The sequence below is a fragment of the Paenibacillus sp. NEAU-GSW1 genome, from assembly GCF_009737085.1.
Classification (GTDB): Bacteria; Bacillota; Bacilli; order Paenibacillales; family Paenibacillaceae; genus Pristimantibacillus.
Genome location: NZ_WOVL01000015.1, coordinates 49403 through 65594, shown reverse-complemented (window position 1 = coordinate 65594; position 16192 = coordinate 49403). Strand labels below are relative to the sequence as shown.

The following is a 16192-nucleotide window of genomic DNA, read 5'->3' as shown; positions in this document are numbered from 1 at the left end:
TGATAACATTCCGTATGTAGTATAATCATCCTTTATTATAACCGTAAGCAGCGCATAATCAAACGCATATTGCTATATTATTGCAATTGACGACGAAAAAAGCGGGCAACTATGTGCCCGCTTTTTCGTTATTGATTATTTTTTTACAATGTCGTCCACGCCGCTGTTGAACTTGTCAAGCAGCGCATCCTTGTCGATTTGACCGCCTTGGTATTCTTGCATTGCTGCGCCCCAAGCTTGGATAACGCCGTCCGGGTAACGTCCCCAATGCCAGCCGCCAGCTGTTGCCGCTTGCTCGGATACGGCTGCGCCCATTTGACCAACATCTTCAGGAGTCGCTTTAATGGAAGTCAGAGCAGGGATGAATTTGAATTCTTTTGTCAGGTACGATTTGCCTGTTTCCGAAGTAACCATCCAGTTCAGGAATGCTTTAGCTTCTTCCGCATTTTTCGATTTGCTGTTTACGATCCAGAAGTTTGCAGGACCTGTATAGATGTGGCCTTTGCCGCTGTCGTCAATTGGAATAGGGAGCAAGCCAACGTTGAGTTTAGCCACTTTGTCTACGTCGCCTTGAATCCAGTTGCCTTGTTGGATCATTGCCGCTTTGCCGGAAGCAAAGTTTGCAACTTGCGTTGCATAGTCAGTTGTCAACTTGTCTTTTTGGCTGTACTTGAAGACGAGATCTACGTAATTCGTCCATTTTTTGAAAATTTCGTTGTTCTTGAACAGCTCAGCGCCTGTTTTTGTGCCTTCGATGAACGCAGCTGGATCCGTTTGCTCAGCAAGCGCTACGTTGATCGTATGATGGCCGATCGACCACCACTCGTTTGTTGTCGAGAATGGCGTAATGTTGGCAGCTTCAAGTTTTTTCGCTGCATCTTCAAGCTGTGTCAAAGTTGTTGGAAGCTCAGTAATGCCTGCTTTTGCAAACAGGTCTTTATTGTAGAAAATGCCGTAGCCTTCAATGTTCATCGGCATGCCGAGGAGCTTGCCGTCTACAGTCGCAGGGTTAGCTGCTGCAGGGATTACATCTTTCGCCCAAGCTTCGCCCGAAAGGTCCGTTGCGCGGTCATAGTAAGCTTCAAGAGCGGCAAAGCCCTCAGAGTTGAAAATTTCCGGCTCGGAGCCCGCAGCGATTTCCGCTCTCAGCAGGGCGTTGTAATCTTCGCCGCCGCCATGCGTTTCAATTTCGACTTTAACGCCTGTTTCTTTCTCGTATTCCGCAGCCATCCGGTTCAGCGCGTCAGCGATCTCAACCTTGAACTGGAACACTTTAATCGTTACATCTTTCTTCGGTTGAGTTGTTTCAGCTGCTTTTTCGGTTTCAGCAGGCTTGTTCGATTCCGTTTGCTGTTGTTCTTCTGTGTTGCCTCCGTTGTTGCCATTGCCGCAAGCGGCAGCGAAGACGAGCATGATGGATGCCAGTAAAATCGATAGCTTTTTCATTTCTTTGACCTCCCAAAATTAATTGCTGATGAATTATTGCTGTAACTGCTTACAATTTGATTATAAATAAGGAATCTTTAGATAAACACCGAAATGGTTGACTACAAAAGTGCAATATATTGATGTTTTTACCACTTCATTAAGAATAAGGGATTAATTCTATTAACCTTTTAAAGAACCTGCGGAAATGCCTTCGACAATATGTTTTTGCAGCATCAGGAATACAGCTAGAATCGGAGCCACGCTCATCGTCAGTCCTGCGAGCGCCAAATCCCATTGTTTCGTATATTGCCCGAAAAAGCGAGTTACCGCAAGCGGAATTGTCGTTAAATCTTTATTTGCGCCGATAACGAGTACCGGAAGCAGATAGTCGTTCCAAATCCATAGTCCGTTCAAAATGATGACCGTAACCATGATCGGCTTTAACAACGGGAATACGATTTTCCAGAAGACGCCGTACGGCGTGCAGCCGTCTACGACAGCCGCTTCTTCGATTTCAACCGGCACGCTTTTGACAAAGCCGTGGAAGAGAAAGGTCGAAAGCGAGAGGCCGAAGCCGAGATAGCAAACGAAAATGCCCAATAAGTTGCCGCGAAGCTCGAGCAGGCTTGTAACGCGAACCAGCTGCAGCATGATCGATTGGAACGGGATAATCATAGCCGCGATGAAGCAGGTGAAAAGCAGTTTGTTGAACAGTGTCGGCCTGCGGACGAGCCGGTATCCGGCCATTGCGCTAATGATGACGATGCCGGTAACGCTGACAGCTGTAATCATAATCGAGTTGAACAGCACTTTCGGGAACCGGATAATTTCCCACACTTTATTATAGTTGCCCCATAAGTACTTCTCCGGCAGCGATGCGGCGTCGATCATAATTTCGCCAAGCTCCTTCAACGAATTGACGAGTACGAAGTAGAAGGGAGACAAGAACAGCAGCGCAAGCAGCAGCGCGAGCGTGATGACGGTGAAGCGGCTAAAACGACTTGCAGCCATTAAGCTTCAACCTCCTTCCGTTTAGTAAGCCACACTTGCGTAATGGCGATGATCGATACGGCGAAGAAGAACAGCATCGCTTTGGCGGTGCCAAGTCCGTAACGATTGTTGACCAGCGCCTCGGCGTAAATGTTATAAGCGAGCGATTGCGTTGAAGTGCCGGGACCGCCTTTGGTCAACGAGAAGTTCAAGTCGAACATTTTGAACGCGTTCGAAGTTGTCAGGAACAAGCACACGGTAATGGCTGGCATAATGAGCGGAGCCGTTACTTTGCGAATCGTCTGCCAGTAGGAAGCGCCGTCGATCGTTGCCGCCTCGAGCATATCCTTCGGTACGCCGACAATTGCCGCGATGTAGATAATCATCATGTAGCCTGCAGTTTGCCAGACGAATACGATGACGAGTCCCCAGAAGCCGGTGTCCGGCGTTCCGAGCCACGGCAATTCGAACAGCGGCCAGCCGGTCATTTCGCCGATTGTTTTAAACCCTTTTGTGAATATGAATTGCCAGATGTAACCGAGCAAGATGCCGCCAAGCACGTTCGGCAGGAAAAAAACAGTTCTTAACGCGTTTCTTCCTTTCAACGGCCGCGTGAGCAACAAAGCGAGCAAAAAGCCTAACAAATTCGTCGCTATAATCGTTACGAACGTGAAACGGAGTGTAAACCAGAACGCGGCCCAAAATTTGTCATCATTCGTAAAGATACGCGTCAGGTTATCCATGCCCGTCCATTTGGCTTTGTCCAAGTCGAGTCCGTTCCATTCGGTGAACGAGTAGTAGAAGCCGAGCAGAAACGGAATGAGCACGATTAACGCAAATGCGATTGTGCCAGGCCCAAGAAATACGAGCTGCTGCAGCCATTGACTTGATTTTTTTCGAGTATGCATCTCTTAACCCTCCTAAAAGTTTTGCTTCGTAAGCATTTGCTTGGTTTTGCGAAGACTCTCCTAATGATGTAAATATAAAACGTTATTGTTTTTTCGAACACAGATAGATATGATGGGTTTGGTGTAATATATTGACATGGGGTGAGGCTGTTGTTCGCAACAAGTATTCGCAGGAAGCTGATGGCACTGCTGCTTGCCGTAACGGTTATTCCGATTACGATCTCGATGATTCTGTCCAATCACTATATTAAAAATCAAGTGACAGAGCAGGCGATTCACGAGAATCAGAAGCTGTTATCGCTCGGAAAAAACAACATTAGCCGATACATGGAGACGATTAACGAGACATCGCTTGACGTCTATAACAATTTGAATACGAGCAGCTCGCTGTACGCGTTGATTGAACGCGGCCAGTCTCCGAACGTGAACGCCTTTGCTTTTGACGAGAAAAACAATATGCTAATTTATACGAGCATGCTCAATATTTATCAATCGACAAGAGGAATTCATCAAATCTATTTGGAAATTGGCAAGAACCGGCTGTCGTATTTGCTGGCGCGCGGACTGTTTCGGAGCGGTGTAGAACTGGAAAGCGAATGGCCGGAATCCAAAAAGGATAACCCTAATCCTTTCGTCGAGGCGACTCATGAGAGCGTTACTTATGCGCTGGATTGGAGCAGTTCTGTTAAAAAAGAAAGCGTTTTCACCTTGCAGCGTCCCATTATCCGCACTCCTAGCGATCAGGTGATCGGCTATTTGTCGATGGACATTAATTCGGCGGAGTTGAACCGAGTATGCAAACAGCTGACGCTTGCCGACGAGGAGCAAATGTATATTATCGACCGCGAGCAAAACATCATTTGTGCGGAGAACGGAGTCGGGATTGACTCGGTAAAGGACATGCCATGGGCGGATAAAGTAACGGAAAGCGCCTCCGGCAACGGGGTTGTGAAATGGACGGACGATTCATTTTCCGGCATTATTATTTACGATACGCTTCAAACGAATTATATGGATTGGATCGTCGTTAAGCAGCTTCCGTACTCCTATCTGTATGAAAGCGCCGATGCCATCCGGACGATCAATACATCGATCCTAATTGTTTTTATAACTTTTGTCGTTGTCGCCAGCGTGTTTGTATCGTATCATTTTACAAAACCGATCAAACGGCTTATCGGCCATATTAATCAGGTGCAAGCCGGTAATTTCAACATCGTCGTTCCTGTGCAGGGGCGCGATGAGGTTGGCATTTTGGCGCGAAGATTTAATACGATGATTCAAACGATCAAAGAATTGATTAACAGCGAATACCGGCTCGAGATAGCGAATAAGACGAATCAGCTCAGGGCGATGCAGGCGCAGATTAATCCGCATTTTCTGTATAATGCGCTGCAATCGATCGGCACGCTGGCCTTGCAGGCGAAGGCGCCAAAGGTGTATTCGCTCATCTCTGCGCTTGCGAAGATGATGCGCTACAATATGAACACCAGCGAGACGATTGTATCGTTCGCGGTTGAGCTTAACCATGCCAAAGCCTACTTGGAGCTTCAACAGCAGCGTTTTAACGAGGGGCTGTCTGTCGTGTATGCTATCGAGCCCGACGCGCTCGCTATAAAAGTGCCGAAAATGCTGCTGCAGCCGCTAATCGAAAACTACTTCAAGCATGGCTATGAGAATGCCGGCGGGAGCGGATGGATTCGCATTGCTGCAGATATTGCCGGCGGAGAGTGGCTCACGATTCGTGTGGAGGATAACGGATCGGGAGTCGATTCAGTTAAACTGCGGGAGCTTCACAGCTTGCTGCAGCGCTCCGGCGCTGGTCTGCTCGAGGAACAGAGCCATATCGGCATCAGCAATGTTTGGATGCGGCTTAAGCTTTACTACAACGATGCGGCAGAAATGAGCGTCGATTCGGCGGCTGCCGGAGGCTTTAGTGTGACGATACGTATACCGATGAGCAGCGAATTGGAGGAGCAGTCATGAAAGTATTGTTAGTGGATGACGAGCAGCATGTGCGCGATGCGATCCGGCTGCTGATCGATTGGGAAACGCTTGGCATCGATGCGATACTGGAGGCGGACAACGGCGATACCGCGATTGTGCTAATCGAAGAGGAGCAGCCGGAAATCGTCATTACCGACATGCGCATGCCGCACCGGGACGGCGTCAGTTTGCTTGCTTGGCTGCAAGCGGAATCGCGCAAGTGCAAAACGATCGTCGTCAGCGGTTATGATGACTTCGAATTGGTCCGAAGCTCGATGAAATACGGCGGACTTGATTATTTGCTGAAGCCGGTTGACCCGGAGCAGCTGACTGAAGCATTAAGAAAAGCAAAGCTTAGCTGGGAAGGCGAGGAACGGTCGCGTCAGCTTACGCAGCAGCGGAATATGGAAATTAATCAAATTAAGCCGCTTTATTGGGATAAGCTGTTTTCGGGACTGATCAGCGAGAACGGCGGTAAAACTTCGCTGCCAAGCGTGCTCAAAGATGAATTCAAGCTTGATTTGATTGAACGCTGCTTGACGATAGTCGTTGGGCTCGATACGCTCGAACCGGCGGTTATGCGGAAATTTGCCCTTAATCGCGACCTGCTCTTTTTTGCATTGTCGAATGTTTGCAATGAAATATTACGGGAAGACGGGCGCGGATTCGCGTTCCGTTATTGGAACAGCGAACATGAAATGGTATTGCTGTTGTGGGGCAGGCTTGAGGAGTGGCCGGACACGATCCGTCGGGTTCAGGCGGGAATCCGCAATACGATTCAAAGCCGGATCGAATTCGGCATCGGCACGATTCAGCCGTTTCCCAGCGGCGTGTCGGTATCCTATCAGAAGGCGCGGGCAGCGCTTAAGCAGCGCAATTTGCTCGATTTCAGCGACAGCCTGAATGGTGTGGAACCAGCCGCAGCAGCGTCCGGTGCGGGCGGGTCGCTTAGCATGACCGATTACGAAGAACGGTTCCGCGTCGCCGTGCGCAGCGGTCGGGAGAAGGATCTTCAAGCCGCTGTCGACAGCTGGATCGATGCGCTCAGCAGGCTTGAATCGATCAGCCAGTCGCAGATGGAGCAATGGTTTAGCGAATTCGATGCGATCGTAAATCGTTTATTTAATGACAAAGCTTCACGGCCCGAAGAATCGGGTGCAGACATTGGAGAGTTTAAGCTGAACGTTGCCGATAATTCAATTCAATTGTTGTCGAGCTTGATGGACGAGACAGGCCGATTGTCTTTGTCGATATGGCGCGAACGGCTGCTTGCCGGGCTGAACGAGCTTGCGCAAGTCTATCATGGCGGATCCAACCGCCAGCAAGAAATGAATGTGATGCACGAAATCGCGAAGTATATGGAGCAGCACTATCACCGTGAGGTGACGCTGCAAGACATATCGGAACGTTTCTACTTGAGCCGCGAATATATATCCCGCCGTTTCAAACAGGAGATGGGGGAGAATGTGTTCGATTATTTGGCCCGGATCCGTGTAGAGAAGGCTCGTTTATTGCTTGCAAACCCAAATTTGAAAATTGGCCAGATCGCCGAGATGGTCGGATACGATGATGAGAAATATTTCAGCAAGGTGTTCAAGAAAATTGAAGGCGTCTCGCCAAACCAATACCGGAAGCAGCAGGAGGGTTGAGGGATAACAGCTATTATCGCTGATAAAAGCTGAGAAGTATAGGAGTTAGGAGCCATGTGACATAGGAAGGGGCTTTATTACAATATAGAAATTCAATAGTAGAGGTATAGTGATATTTATAAAAAGTAAATAAAAGGAGTTGCGATGAAATTTCAAATTATATGGAAGGCTTTTTTTGCTGTCAAAAATGAGGTGAAAGCAGCTCGGCTGATTAAACAAATTGAAATAATAACAGGTCATCCCATTGTATCGCAACAATTTGAATGGTCTAAGAAGAACCCTTCACTTTTAGGAGCAGCGTTTGTAAGTGAACTGAAAGATGATATGACCATGGAGGAAGCTGTTTTCCAAACCCTTCAGATCATTAATAAGCTAGGGACCGCTTGGACCGTATATAGTCCTGTTATATTTAAGGATTCTGAGAATCCGGATGAGGTTTTACTTTCTTTTGAAGGTCTTCATGAAGGACCATCATTTACTGGTCTTTCATGGATTCATTTTACGCTTGAAACGGATTCTAAGCACGAATATGGTTGGGAGCATGCTAGTGCGTATGGGACTAATTTTGTTAATCCAGATTAATGAAAGTATATAGTCAATTGCTGATATTCTCTGTAAGTGCGAATCGCATAACTCAAAAAAGAATGCAGTTCCGCCGCGAAAGGGGAGCTGCATTCCTAATCCAAATCGAATTTCATTCGAAAAACTGTCTAATTTCCTCGCGGACCGCTTCCTCCACCAGGCTGAGGCATTCCTCGGTTGTTGGCGCGTGGACGCGGTTTTCGTTAACCATCGCATATGGTCTGGCGCGGCACATATTGCACATATTCAAACAATTCGTGCGCATGACCGCCGCCTCCGGGTACTTCTCCTCCAGCTCTTCGAGCGGGAGCAGCGCCATGGCGTTACGGTCGCATACTTCAACGACGACAAGTCCCAAGCTCATTGAAGCTCACCTCTTCGCTTATCGAATCGACTGGAGCACCTTAAGCTGGCGCTTCGGCGCGTCGTTGTCCTCGCAAGCTTCCGAGCAATAGCTTGCATGCTCTTCTTCGCAGTCCTCGCAGCAAATGTGCTGGCGATGGCAAAGATCGTCCGCGCAGTTGATGTAGCGGTCTTCCGGCTTGCCACAATGGTAGCAAGTGCCGACGACGACATCTTCATCCGTATTGTTGACGCGAACGGAAATGCGCTCGTCAAATACGTAGCATTTGCCGTCAAACAGGCGGCCCTGCACTTCTTCGTCTTTGCCGTAAGTGACGATACCGCCGTCCAGCTGGGCAACGTCATTAAAGCCTTCCTCTAACAGTACAGCAGTCAGTGTTTCGCAGCGGATGCCGCCTGTGCAGTAGGTCAAAATTTTCTTATCCTTCACGTCCTGCAGGTTGTTGCGGATCCATTTCGGGAATTCACGGAACGACTCGACAGTCGGACGGATAGCGCCGCGGAAATGGCCGATATCATACTCATAATCATTGCGGCCGTCAATAATGACGACATCGTCCCGCTGAAGCTGCTCATAGAATTCTTTAGGCGACAAATGCTCGCCGGTACGAACATTCGGATCAAGCGGCTTTTCGTAGCGCAGCGTCACAAGCTCTTTTTTCGGACGGACAAAAATCTTCTTGAACACATGCGCATCCGATTCGTCGATTTTGTACACCATATCAGCAAAAAGCGGATTGCTGCGCATATGCGCGATGTATGCATCCGTTTGCTCAACCGTGCCGGACAGCGTGCCGTTAATGCCTTGCTCTGCGATCAAAATACGGCCCTTTACGCCCAAATCTTTGCAAAATTGCAGATGCTCGGCGGCAACCAGCTCATGATTTTCGATTTTTACATACTTGTAGTACAGCAAAATACGGTATGGCTTTGCTTGTTGCGATTCATTCATTTCTTAATCACTTCTCCTTAAAAGTTTTGCGAAGCAAAACTTGCTTCGCAAGCATACGCCTTAAAAGTTTTGCGAAGCAAAACTTGCTTCGCAAGCATACGCCTTAAAAGTTTTGCGAAGCAAAACTTGCTTCGCAAGCAAACGCTAATCATTTTTAGCGGGTTCGTTTAATTTGGTACTCGCATTTCATGTCGCCCTTGGCTAGACATTCAGTTCGCGTCACATCCGCGTTCAGCAGCGATTGGAACAGTTGAAGCTCGCATTGGCATGCATGGTTATACTTGTTGGCAACGTCGGCAATCGGACAGTTATGCTCTTTGAGCACAAATTCGTCCTCGTTTTGCTGCTCCCATTGCACCATATAGCCGTTGTCGTTCTGAAGCTGCGCCAGCGCAGCCACTTTCTCGGACAGCTGTTTATTCTCAAGCGCAGGCGCATATTTGCTCAGCAGCGTCTCCTTGCGGCGGTCGAACAGCACATGAATCGTATCTTCGCCGGATTCCGCAGCCAGCTCGCTAAGCAGATCAAGCGCCAGCGTATTGTATTTTTTCGGAAAGAACTGCTCCGCTTGTTCGGTCAAGCTGTATAAAGCCGTCGGTCTGCCCATTGCCTGGCGGATCAATCTCGTTTTGAGCAATCCGTTTTTCTCAAAGCCTTCAAGATGTCGACGGATCGCCATGCCCGTAATGCCGAGCTGCTCCGTCAAGTCCTTGGCGCTGAGCTCGCCGTTTGTTTTCAGCAATTGCAATATGGTTTCGCGAGTCGACAGCCCATTGACTTGCTTCACGTTTTTCACCGCCTATTCGAATAGCTAGATACAACTATATCATTTTTCAACAAAAATGTCTCATAAGTCTGTCTGGTAAAACTAAGGCCGCAGCTTTTCGAGAAAAAAGGCTGATGCGCTTGGCAGCGAAGCGCCTTTTCTCGTAACGATGCCGATCATTCGCGAAGGAATAGGTTCGGTCAGCGTTAGCTCATGGAGCGTGCCGTTCGCAAATTCTTTGCTTGCGAATTGACGCGCGATAAATGCGGCCCCGTAGCCGCGTTCAGCAAATTCCATAATCATTTCGGTGCTTGTCAGCTCAATATCCGGCTCTTTATGCACGCCTTGCCGCGCAAGCCACTGTTCCACAAAAACGCGGGTGCTGCTTCCGGAGGTCGGCATCAGCAGCGGAATTTCGCACAGCTGCTTTGCTGTAATCGGCTGCCCGGCGTATTGCTTGTAAGCATTTCCGACGACGAAACGGTCCTCGATCTCCAGCAGCGGCGTAACGTCCAGCGCTTCATCCGCAAGAGGGAGGTGGACGAGTCCGAGGTCGATCAGCTCCTCCTGAAGCTGGCGCGCCACTTCGCTCGTTTTAATTTGCAGCAGTCGGATTCGGATGTGCGGATATTGTTCATGGAATTTTTCTAAATACGGAAGCAGCACATGTTTAATAATCGGGCCGCTTGCGCCGATTTTCAGCTCGCCGGCATCCATATTGACGAGCTCGCGCAGCTTTTTCTCGCCGCGGACGAGCAGCGTAAACGATTGCTCCACATAGTCGTACAGCGCTTTTCCTTCAGCAGTTAACCGAACGCCTTTCGACAGCCGGTCGAACAGCTTGGCGCCGGTCTGTTCTTCAAGCTGTTTAATCGCATAGCTGACGGACGGCTGCGTAATATGGAGCATTTGCGCAGCCTTTGTAAAATTGCCGGACTGTGCGGTATACAAAAAAATGCGGTAATTTTCTAAATTGGGAATCATGATATAGATCCTCTCTATCGCATGACGATGTAATTGTTATTTCAATTATATCACGATCCGCTTTATAATGAGAACTAGATTAGAAAACAGTTTCCGTTTTGAAAGGATGAGTATAGATGTCAGGAAGCAGCAGCTTTGGCAAAGTGTTTACGATGACGACTTTTGGCGAATCGCACGGCGAGGCGGTTGGCGTTATTATTGACGGCGTGACGCCGGGCGTGGAAATTACGGAGCAAGAAATTCAGTTTCAAATGGACCGCCGCAAGCCGGGACAGTCTTCGGTTACGACGCCGCGCAAGGAATCGGACACGATTCGCATTCTGTCTGGCGTGTTTGAAGGCAAAACGACGGGAGCACCGCTCGCAGTCATGCTCAACAACACCGATATGCGGCCTTCCGCATACGAGAAAAACAAGCTTTTGTTCCGTCCCGGCCATGCCGACTTTACGTATGTGCAAAAGTATGTTCACCGCGACCATCGCGGAAGCGGTCGCGCTTCTGGCCGCGAAACGGCAGGCCGTGTTGCAGCAGGCGCAGTAGCCCGCAAGATTTTGTCGCTGCGCGGCGTTTCGGTAACGGCATACACCAAAGCCGTTGGCGGCATTGAAGGCCAAACGGTAGACGAGAGCTTCATCGAGAAAAACCCGGTTCGCGCAGCCGATCCGGCAGCGGCAGCAAAGATGGTTGAGAAAATCGAGCATCTGGCTAGCATCGGCGACAGCTGCGGCGGGATTGTCGAGTGCATCATTCGCGGCGTGAAGCCGGGCATCGGCGAGCCTACGTTCGACAAGCTCGATGCGGAATTGGCTAAAGCGATGCTGTCGATCGGCGCTGTCAAAGGGATTGAGTTCGGCGCAGGCTTCGACGCGGCGGAAATGCTCGGCAGCGAGCATAACGACCAAATGGACAAAGACGGCTTCCTGAGCAACAATGCCGGCGGCATTATCGGCGGCATCAGCACGGGACAGGATATCGTGTTCCGTATTGCGGTTAAGCCAACTTCGTCGATCTCTAAACCGCAGAAGACGGTAGATCAGTCTGGAGATGAGCATATTATCGAGACAATCGGCCGTCATGATCCTTGTATTTGCCCTCGCGTTATTCCAGTTGTGGAAGCGATGGTATGCATGGTGCTTGAAGACCTGTACAAACGCCAAGCGGCGCTGCACGCTTAGACTGGCAGTGTGAATGGAGCGGAGGGAGATCCTTCGCTCCTTTATAGTGATCTGAAAAGAGGGGAACTTGATTGGATATTTTATCACTCGATTTTTGGTCGACGCTGCTGTCGATCGTTTTTATTGACTTGGTTTTGGCAGGAGATAACGCTGTTGTCATTGGCATGTCGGCGCGCAAGCTGCCGAAGGAGCAACAGAAGCATGCTATATTGTGGGGAACCGCAGGAGCGGTGGCTATTCGCATTTTAGCTACAATATTGGTCGTTTATTTGCTTAAGGTGCCGTATTTGCTTGCTGTTGGCGGTTTATTGCTTATTTGGATTGCATATAAGCTGCTCGTACAAGAGGAAGAGCATGGCGACATTAAAGCAGGAAATACGATTTGGGCGTCGGTTCGCACCATTATTATTGCGGACGCGGCGATGGGACTGGACAACGTCATTGCGGTAGCCGGCGCGGCACATGGCAGCATTATTCTCGTTGCATTGGGCCTAGTCATTAGTATTCCAATCGTCGTATGGGGCAGCACGCTGTTCATTAAATTGTTGGACAAATTCCCATGGATCGTATATGTAGGGTCTGCTATGCTGGCATATACGGCGGCCAAAATGATTACGCATGAGCCTGCTTTGGAAAGTTGGTTCAAAGAGGGCGAGTTGCTTCGTTGGTCCTTTATCATCATTGCTGTGATTCTCGTTATTGCAGCCGGTTTGTGGAGCAATATGACGAAGAAAAAAACAGAAGCGGTTCGCGAAGGCGAAAGCGCCTCGGCGTAAATAAGTAAAGCTTGTCTCACAAGGTCCGAATGCGGACGGAGGGAGACAAGCTTTTTTATTTGCTCATTAGCGAAGCTGATTCGCTGAATAACGAAGCAAACTTCGCTATACAGCCTGCTGAGAAACGAAATCGAAGCCATTAACGAATCTAACTTCGCTATTGGCGAACAGAGCGTCCAAATTAGGGAATTTGAATTCGCTGGGTGGCAGAGCGACAGTGAAAAGTCATTCAATTAGCGAAGTTGGCTTCGCAAAATTGCGAAGCAGCTTCGCTAATTGATGCCAGTGAGGCGGAACATTCACTCCCTTCAACAAAAAAAGACTGAGCGGAGGCCGGATGGCCCTCGCTCAGTCTTTCATGTTAAGGATTAGTTGCTGATCATTTGGCGGAGAACGGTTTGCAGAATGCCGCCGTTCCGGTAGTAGTCGACGTCAACGAGGGAGTCGAGGCGTACGATTACTTGGAATTCAGTAGTCGTGCCGTCTTCTTTCGTTGCAACAACTTTTACTTTGTCGCCAGGTTGAACATCATTCGAAAGACCAACGATGTCGAACGTTTCGAAGCCAGTCAGGCCAAGCTGTTTCCAGCCTTCGCCAGGCAGGAATTGCAATGGCAGAACGCCCATGCCGACGAGGTTGGAACGGTGAATACGCTCGAAGCTTTCCGTAATAACGGCTTTAACGCCCAGAAGGAACGTGCCTTTAGCCGCCCAGTCACGGGAAGAACCAGTACCGTACTCTTTACCGCCCAGTACGACAAGGTTCGTGCCGTCTGCTTGGTATTTCATCGAAGCTTCGTATACGGACGTTACTTCGCCAGTCGGCTGGTAAGTCGAGAAGCCGCCTTCAGTGCCCGGAGCGATTTGGTTCTTGATCCGGATGTTAGCGAACGTGCCGCGTACCATAACTTCATGATGACCGCGACGGGAACCGTAGGAGTTGAAGTCTTTCTTCTCAACGCCGTTTGCGATCAAGTATTTGCCGCCAGGAGCGTCTGGACGGATGCTGCCTGCAGGCGAGATATGGTCGGTCGTAACCGAATCGCCAAGCGCGAGCAACGTTTTAGCCGCTTTGATGTCTTCAACATCGCGGATGCCGTCAGCCAATTTATCGAAGAACGGAGGATTAGCGATGTACGTGGATTTAGGATCCCACTCGTACAGTTCGCCTTCCGGTACTGGAATTTGGTTCCAGCGTTCGTTTTGCGTGTACACATTTTCGTATTTCGCGCGGAACATTTCAGCCGAAAGCGAAGCGTTCATTGCGTCAGTGATTTCTTGGTTCGTAGGCCAGATGTCTTTCAAGAAGACAGGTTGGCCGTCCTTGCCAGTGCCAATTGGCTCGCTTGCGAAATCGATGTTCACTGTGCCTGCGAGGGCATAAGCAACAACGAGCGGCGGCGAAGCCAGGTAGTTCGCTTTAATTTGCGCATGGATACGGCCTTCGAAGTTCCGGTTGCCGGAAAGAACAGCCGCAACTGTCATGTCGTTGTCAGCGATTGCTTGGCTAACGTCCTCAGGAAGCGGACCGGAGTTGCCGATACATGTTGCGCAGCCGTAGCCTGCAACGTGGAATCCGATTGCCTCGAGCGATTCCAGCAGGTTCGCTTTTTTCAGGTACTCGGTAACGACCAGGGAACCTGGAGTCAGCGAGCTCTTTACATATTCTGGCTTAACGAGGCCCAGTTCAACGGCTTTCTTCGCTACGAGACCTGCGCCAACCATAACGCTTGGGTTGGAAGTGTTCGTACACGAAGTGATAGCTGCCAGTACAACAGCGCCGTCTTTCATTTGGCTCACTTTGCCGTTGCCGTGTTTCACTTCAACGACTTCGTCCAGCTTGCTGTCAGAGAGGCCGTAGCCGCCTTTGTCAACCGGTTGGCGAGCGATCGTGTTCCACGATTCTTTCATGTTCGTCAGCTCGATGCGGTCTTGCGGACGTTTAGGACCAGCAAGGGAAGGCACGACTGTCGACAGATCCAGTTCAACAACTTCAGTAAACGTAGGGTCTGGCGTAGCGTCTGTACGGAACATGTTTTGTGCTTTGTAGTAAGCTTCAACCAGCTCGATTTGCTCTTCTGTGCGGCCAGTTTGGCGCAAGAATTCCAATGTCGTAGCATCGACAGGGAAGAAACCGATCGTCGCGCCGTACTCAGGAGCCATGTTGGCAACTGTCGCGCGGTCAGGCAAGCTGATGTTGGACAGGCCGGAACCGAAGAACTCGACGAATTTGCCGACAACGCCTTTTTTACGAAGCAATTGCGTAATGGTCAAAGCAAGGTCAGTTGCCGTAGCGCCTTCAGCAAGGCTGCCAGTCAGTTTGAAGCCGATAACTTCAGGCGTTACGAAGTAAAGCGGTTGTCCGAGCATGCCGGCTTCCGCCTCGATGCCGCCAACGCCCCAGCCAACGATGCCGAGGCCGTTGATCATCGTTGTATGCGAGTCCGTGCCTACGAGCGAATCAGGGAAAACGAAGGTTTCGCCGTCGATTGTTTTCGTAGCGGCAACGGATGCCAAATATTCAAGGTTAACTTGGTGAACGATGCCTGTATCCGGCGGTACCGCACGGAAGTTGTCAAACGCGGTTTGCGCCCAACGGAAGAAGCGGTAACGTTCAGCGTTACGTTCAAATTCGATGCGTTGGTTGATTTCAAGCGCGTCCGGGGAACCGAATGCGTCAACCATGACAGAGTGGTCGATAACGAGATCGACTGGAACGAGCGGGTTGATTTTTTTAGGATCGCCGCCTGCTTTTTTAACCGTTTCGCGCATTGCCGCAAGGTCTACGACAACCGGTACGCCGGTCAAGTCCTGCAGTACGATACGCGCAGGAATAAAAGGAATTTCTTTGTCATCGCGGCTAACAGCCCAGTCTGCCAGTTGTTTAACATGCTCTTTCGTAATAGCGCGGCCGTCGAATTGACGTACAGCGCCCTCGAGCAATACTTTAATCGAGAATGGAAGTTTGGAGATGTCGCCCAATCCTTGCTCTTGAAGGCCTTGAAGGCTGTAGTAGTTGTACTGTTTGCCTCCGACCTCAAGGCTGGAACGAACAGAGTAATGGTTTTGGTTGGCCATTTTCTTGAAGCTCCCCCTTAAATGGAATGATTCAAAGTAGTTGTTTCATTCTGTGAAACACTATTTCAAAATCTTATGCTTTTATTATAACGTGTAAACCTGCCATCGTAAAGCGAAAACGACAGTACTAAAGATGGAATTTTTATGAGTTTACAAAGAAATAAGCGCTGCCGCTCAGCCGTTCAAGTACGAACTGGCGCAGCTCCACATCCGGCACATTTTCCGCCAATGCCTGCTCCATGCAACGAAGCCACGCCGCCGCGTGATCGTTCGTAATCGGAATGTGCATATGGCGCGCACGCATCCTAGGATGCCCATACTGTTCGGTATATAAGGGCTCCCCGCCAAAAAACTGCGTTAGAAAAAGCTCCTGCTTGTCCATTACAGGCTCGATATCTTCGGGAAACAACGGCCCGAGCAATGGATCCGCCACTACTTTCGGATAAAATGCCTCAACTAAATTTCGAATTCCCGCTTTGCCGCCAAGCGCTTCATATATCGTCATCGTCATATCATCCCGCATCCTTTCGAAATGGTTCTGAATTGTATGGAAATCGGT

General features: G+C 49.5%; 14 protein-coding genes. 5 read left to right on the top strand and 9 right to left on the bottom strand.

Annotated elements, in window-relative coordinates; translation table 11 throughout:
- Positions 1–135: 135 nt before the first annotated feature.
- The 3 genes from GOM71_RS13490 to GOM71_RS13480 all read right to left on the bottom strand — a co-directional run bounded on the left by GOM71_RS13490 (position 136) and on the right by GOM71_RS13480 (position 3326).
- Complete coding sequence (locus GOM71_RS13490; RefSeq protein WP_156281897.1) at positions 136–1446, bottom strand: ABC transporter substrate-binding protein; 1311 nt, start codon at positions 1444–1446, stop codon at positions 136–138.
- Positions 1447–1608: 162 nt separating this feature from the next.
- The gene (locus tag GOM71_RS13485; protein WP_156281895.1) at positions 1609–2439 is read right to left on the bottom strand and encodes a carbohydrate ABC transporter permease; all 831 of its coding nucleotides are present in this window, start codon (positions 2437–2439) and stop codon (positions 1609–1611) included.
- Positions 2439–3326 (bottom strand): carbohydrate ABC transporter permease, encoded by an 888-nt coding sequence (locus GOM71_RS13480; RefSeq protein ID WP_156281893.1) that lies wholly within the window; start codon positions 3324–3326, stop codon positions 2439–2441. The genes GOM71_RS13485 and GOM71_RS13480 overlap by 1 nt, the downstream gene beginning before the upstream one ends.
- Before the next feature lie 180 nt (positions 3327–3506).
- On the opposite strand from GOM71_RS13480, the gene GOM71_RS13475 reads away from it, so the two are divergent.
- From GOM71_RS13475 to GOM71_RS13465, 3 genes are all read left to right on the top strand, one after another.
- Positions 3507–5309: a cache domain-containing sensor histidine kinase gene (locus GOM71_RS13475; protein WP_156282013.1), complete on the top strand. Its 1803-nt coding sequence runs from the start codon at positions 3507–3509 to the stop codon at positions 5307–5309.
- The gene (locus tag GOM71_RS13470) at positions 5306–6958 is read left to right on the top strand and encodes a response regulator (protein WP_156281891.1); all 1653 of its coding nucleotides are present in this window, start codon (positions 5306–5308) and stop codon (positions 6956–6958) included. Before GOM71_RS13475 ends, GOM71_RS13470 begins: the two co-directional genes overlap by 4 nt.
- 144 nt (positions 6959–7102) lie before the next feature.
- The gene (locus tag GOM71_RS13465) at positions 7103–7540 is read left to right on the top strand and encodes a hypothetical protein (RefSeq protein WP_156281889.1); all 438 of its coding nucleotides are present in this window, start codon (positions 7103–7105) and stop codon (positions 7538–7540) included.
- Between the two features lie 112 nt (positions 7541–7652).
- On the opposite strand, the gene GOM71_RS13460 is transcribed toward GOM71_RS13465, so the two are convergent.
- From GOM71_RS13460 to GOM71_RS13445, 4 genes are all read right to left on the bottom strand, one after another.
- The gene (locus GOM71_RS13460) at positions 7653–7904 is read right to left on the bottom strand and encodes a DUF1450 domain-containing protein (protein ID WP_173275593.1); all 252 of its coding nucleotides are present in this window, start codon (positions 7902–7904) and stop codon (positions 7653–7655) included.
- A gap of 18 nt (positions 7905–7922) precedes the next feature.
- The gene (gene trhO / locus GOM71_RS13455) at positions 7923–8855 is read right to left on the bottom strand and encodes an oxygen-dependent tRNA uridine(34) hydroxylase TrhO (RefSeq protein WP_156281887.1); all 933 of its coding nucleotides are present in this window, start codon (positions 8853–8855) and stop codon (positions 7923–7925) included.
- A 154-nt stretch (positions 8856–9009) separates the two neighbouring features.
- Positions 9010–9642: a helix-turn-helix transcriptional regulator gene (locus GOM71_RS13450; RefSeq protein ID WP_367649599.1), complete on the bottom strand. Its 633-nt coding sequence runs from the start codon at positions 9640–9642 to the stop codon at positions 9010–9012.
- A gap of 81 nt (positions 9643–9723) precedes the next feature.
- Positions 9724–10605 (bottom strand): LysR family transcriptional regulator, encoded by an 882-nt coding sequence (locus GOM71_RS13445; protein WP_156281885.1) that lies wholly within the window; start codon positions 10603–10605, stop codon positions 9724–9726.
- 116 nt (positions 10606–10721) lie between these two features.
- On the opposite strand from GOM71_RS13445, the gene aroC reads away from it, so the two are divergent.
- Together aroC and GOM71_RS13435 are read left to right on the top strand one after the other, a co-directional pair.
- A complete protein-coding gene (gene aroC, locus GOM71_RS13440) occupies positions 10722–11780 on the top strand; it encodes a chorismate synthase (protein WP_156281883.1) in 1059 nt (352 codons plus the stop codon).
- A 71-nt stretch (positions 11781–11851) separates the two neighbouring features.
- Positions 11852–12556, top strand: a complete 705-nt coding sequence (locus GOM71_RS13435) for a TerC family protein (RefSeq protein WP_156281881.1) — start codon at positions 11852–11854, stop codon at positions 12554–12556.
- 368 nt (positions 12557–12924) lie between these two features.
- Here GOM71_RS13435 and acnA read toward each other — a convergent pair whose 3' ends face one another.
- Positions 12925–15633: an aconitate hydratase AcnA gene (acnA, locus tag GOM71_RS13430; RefSeq protein WP_156281879.1), complete on the bottom strand. Its 2709-nt coding sequence runs from the start codon at positions 15631–15633 to the stop codon at positions 12925–12927.
- 142 nt (positions 15634–15775) lie between these two features.
- Entirely contained in the window at positions 15776–16144 is a 369-nt protein-coding gene (locus tag GOM71_RS13425; RefSeq protein ID WP_253944834.1) for a globin domain-containing protein, read from the bottom strand.
- Positions 16145–16192: the final 48 nt, after the last annotated feature.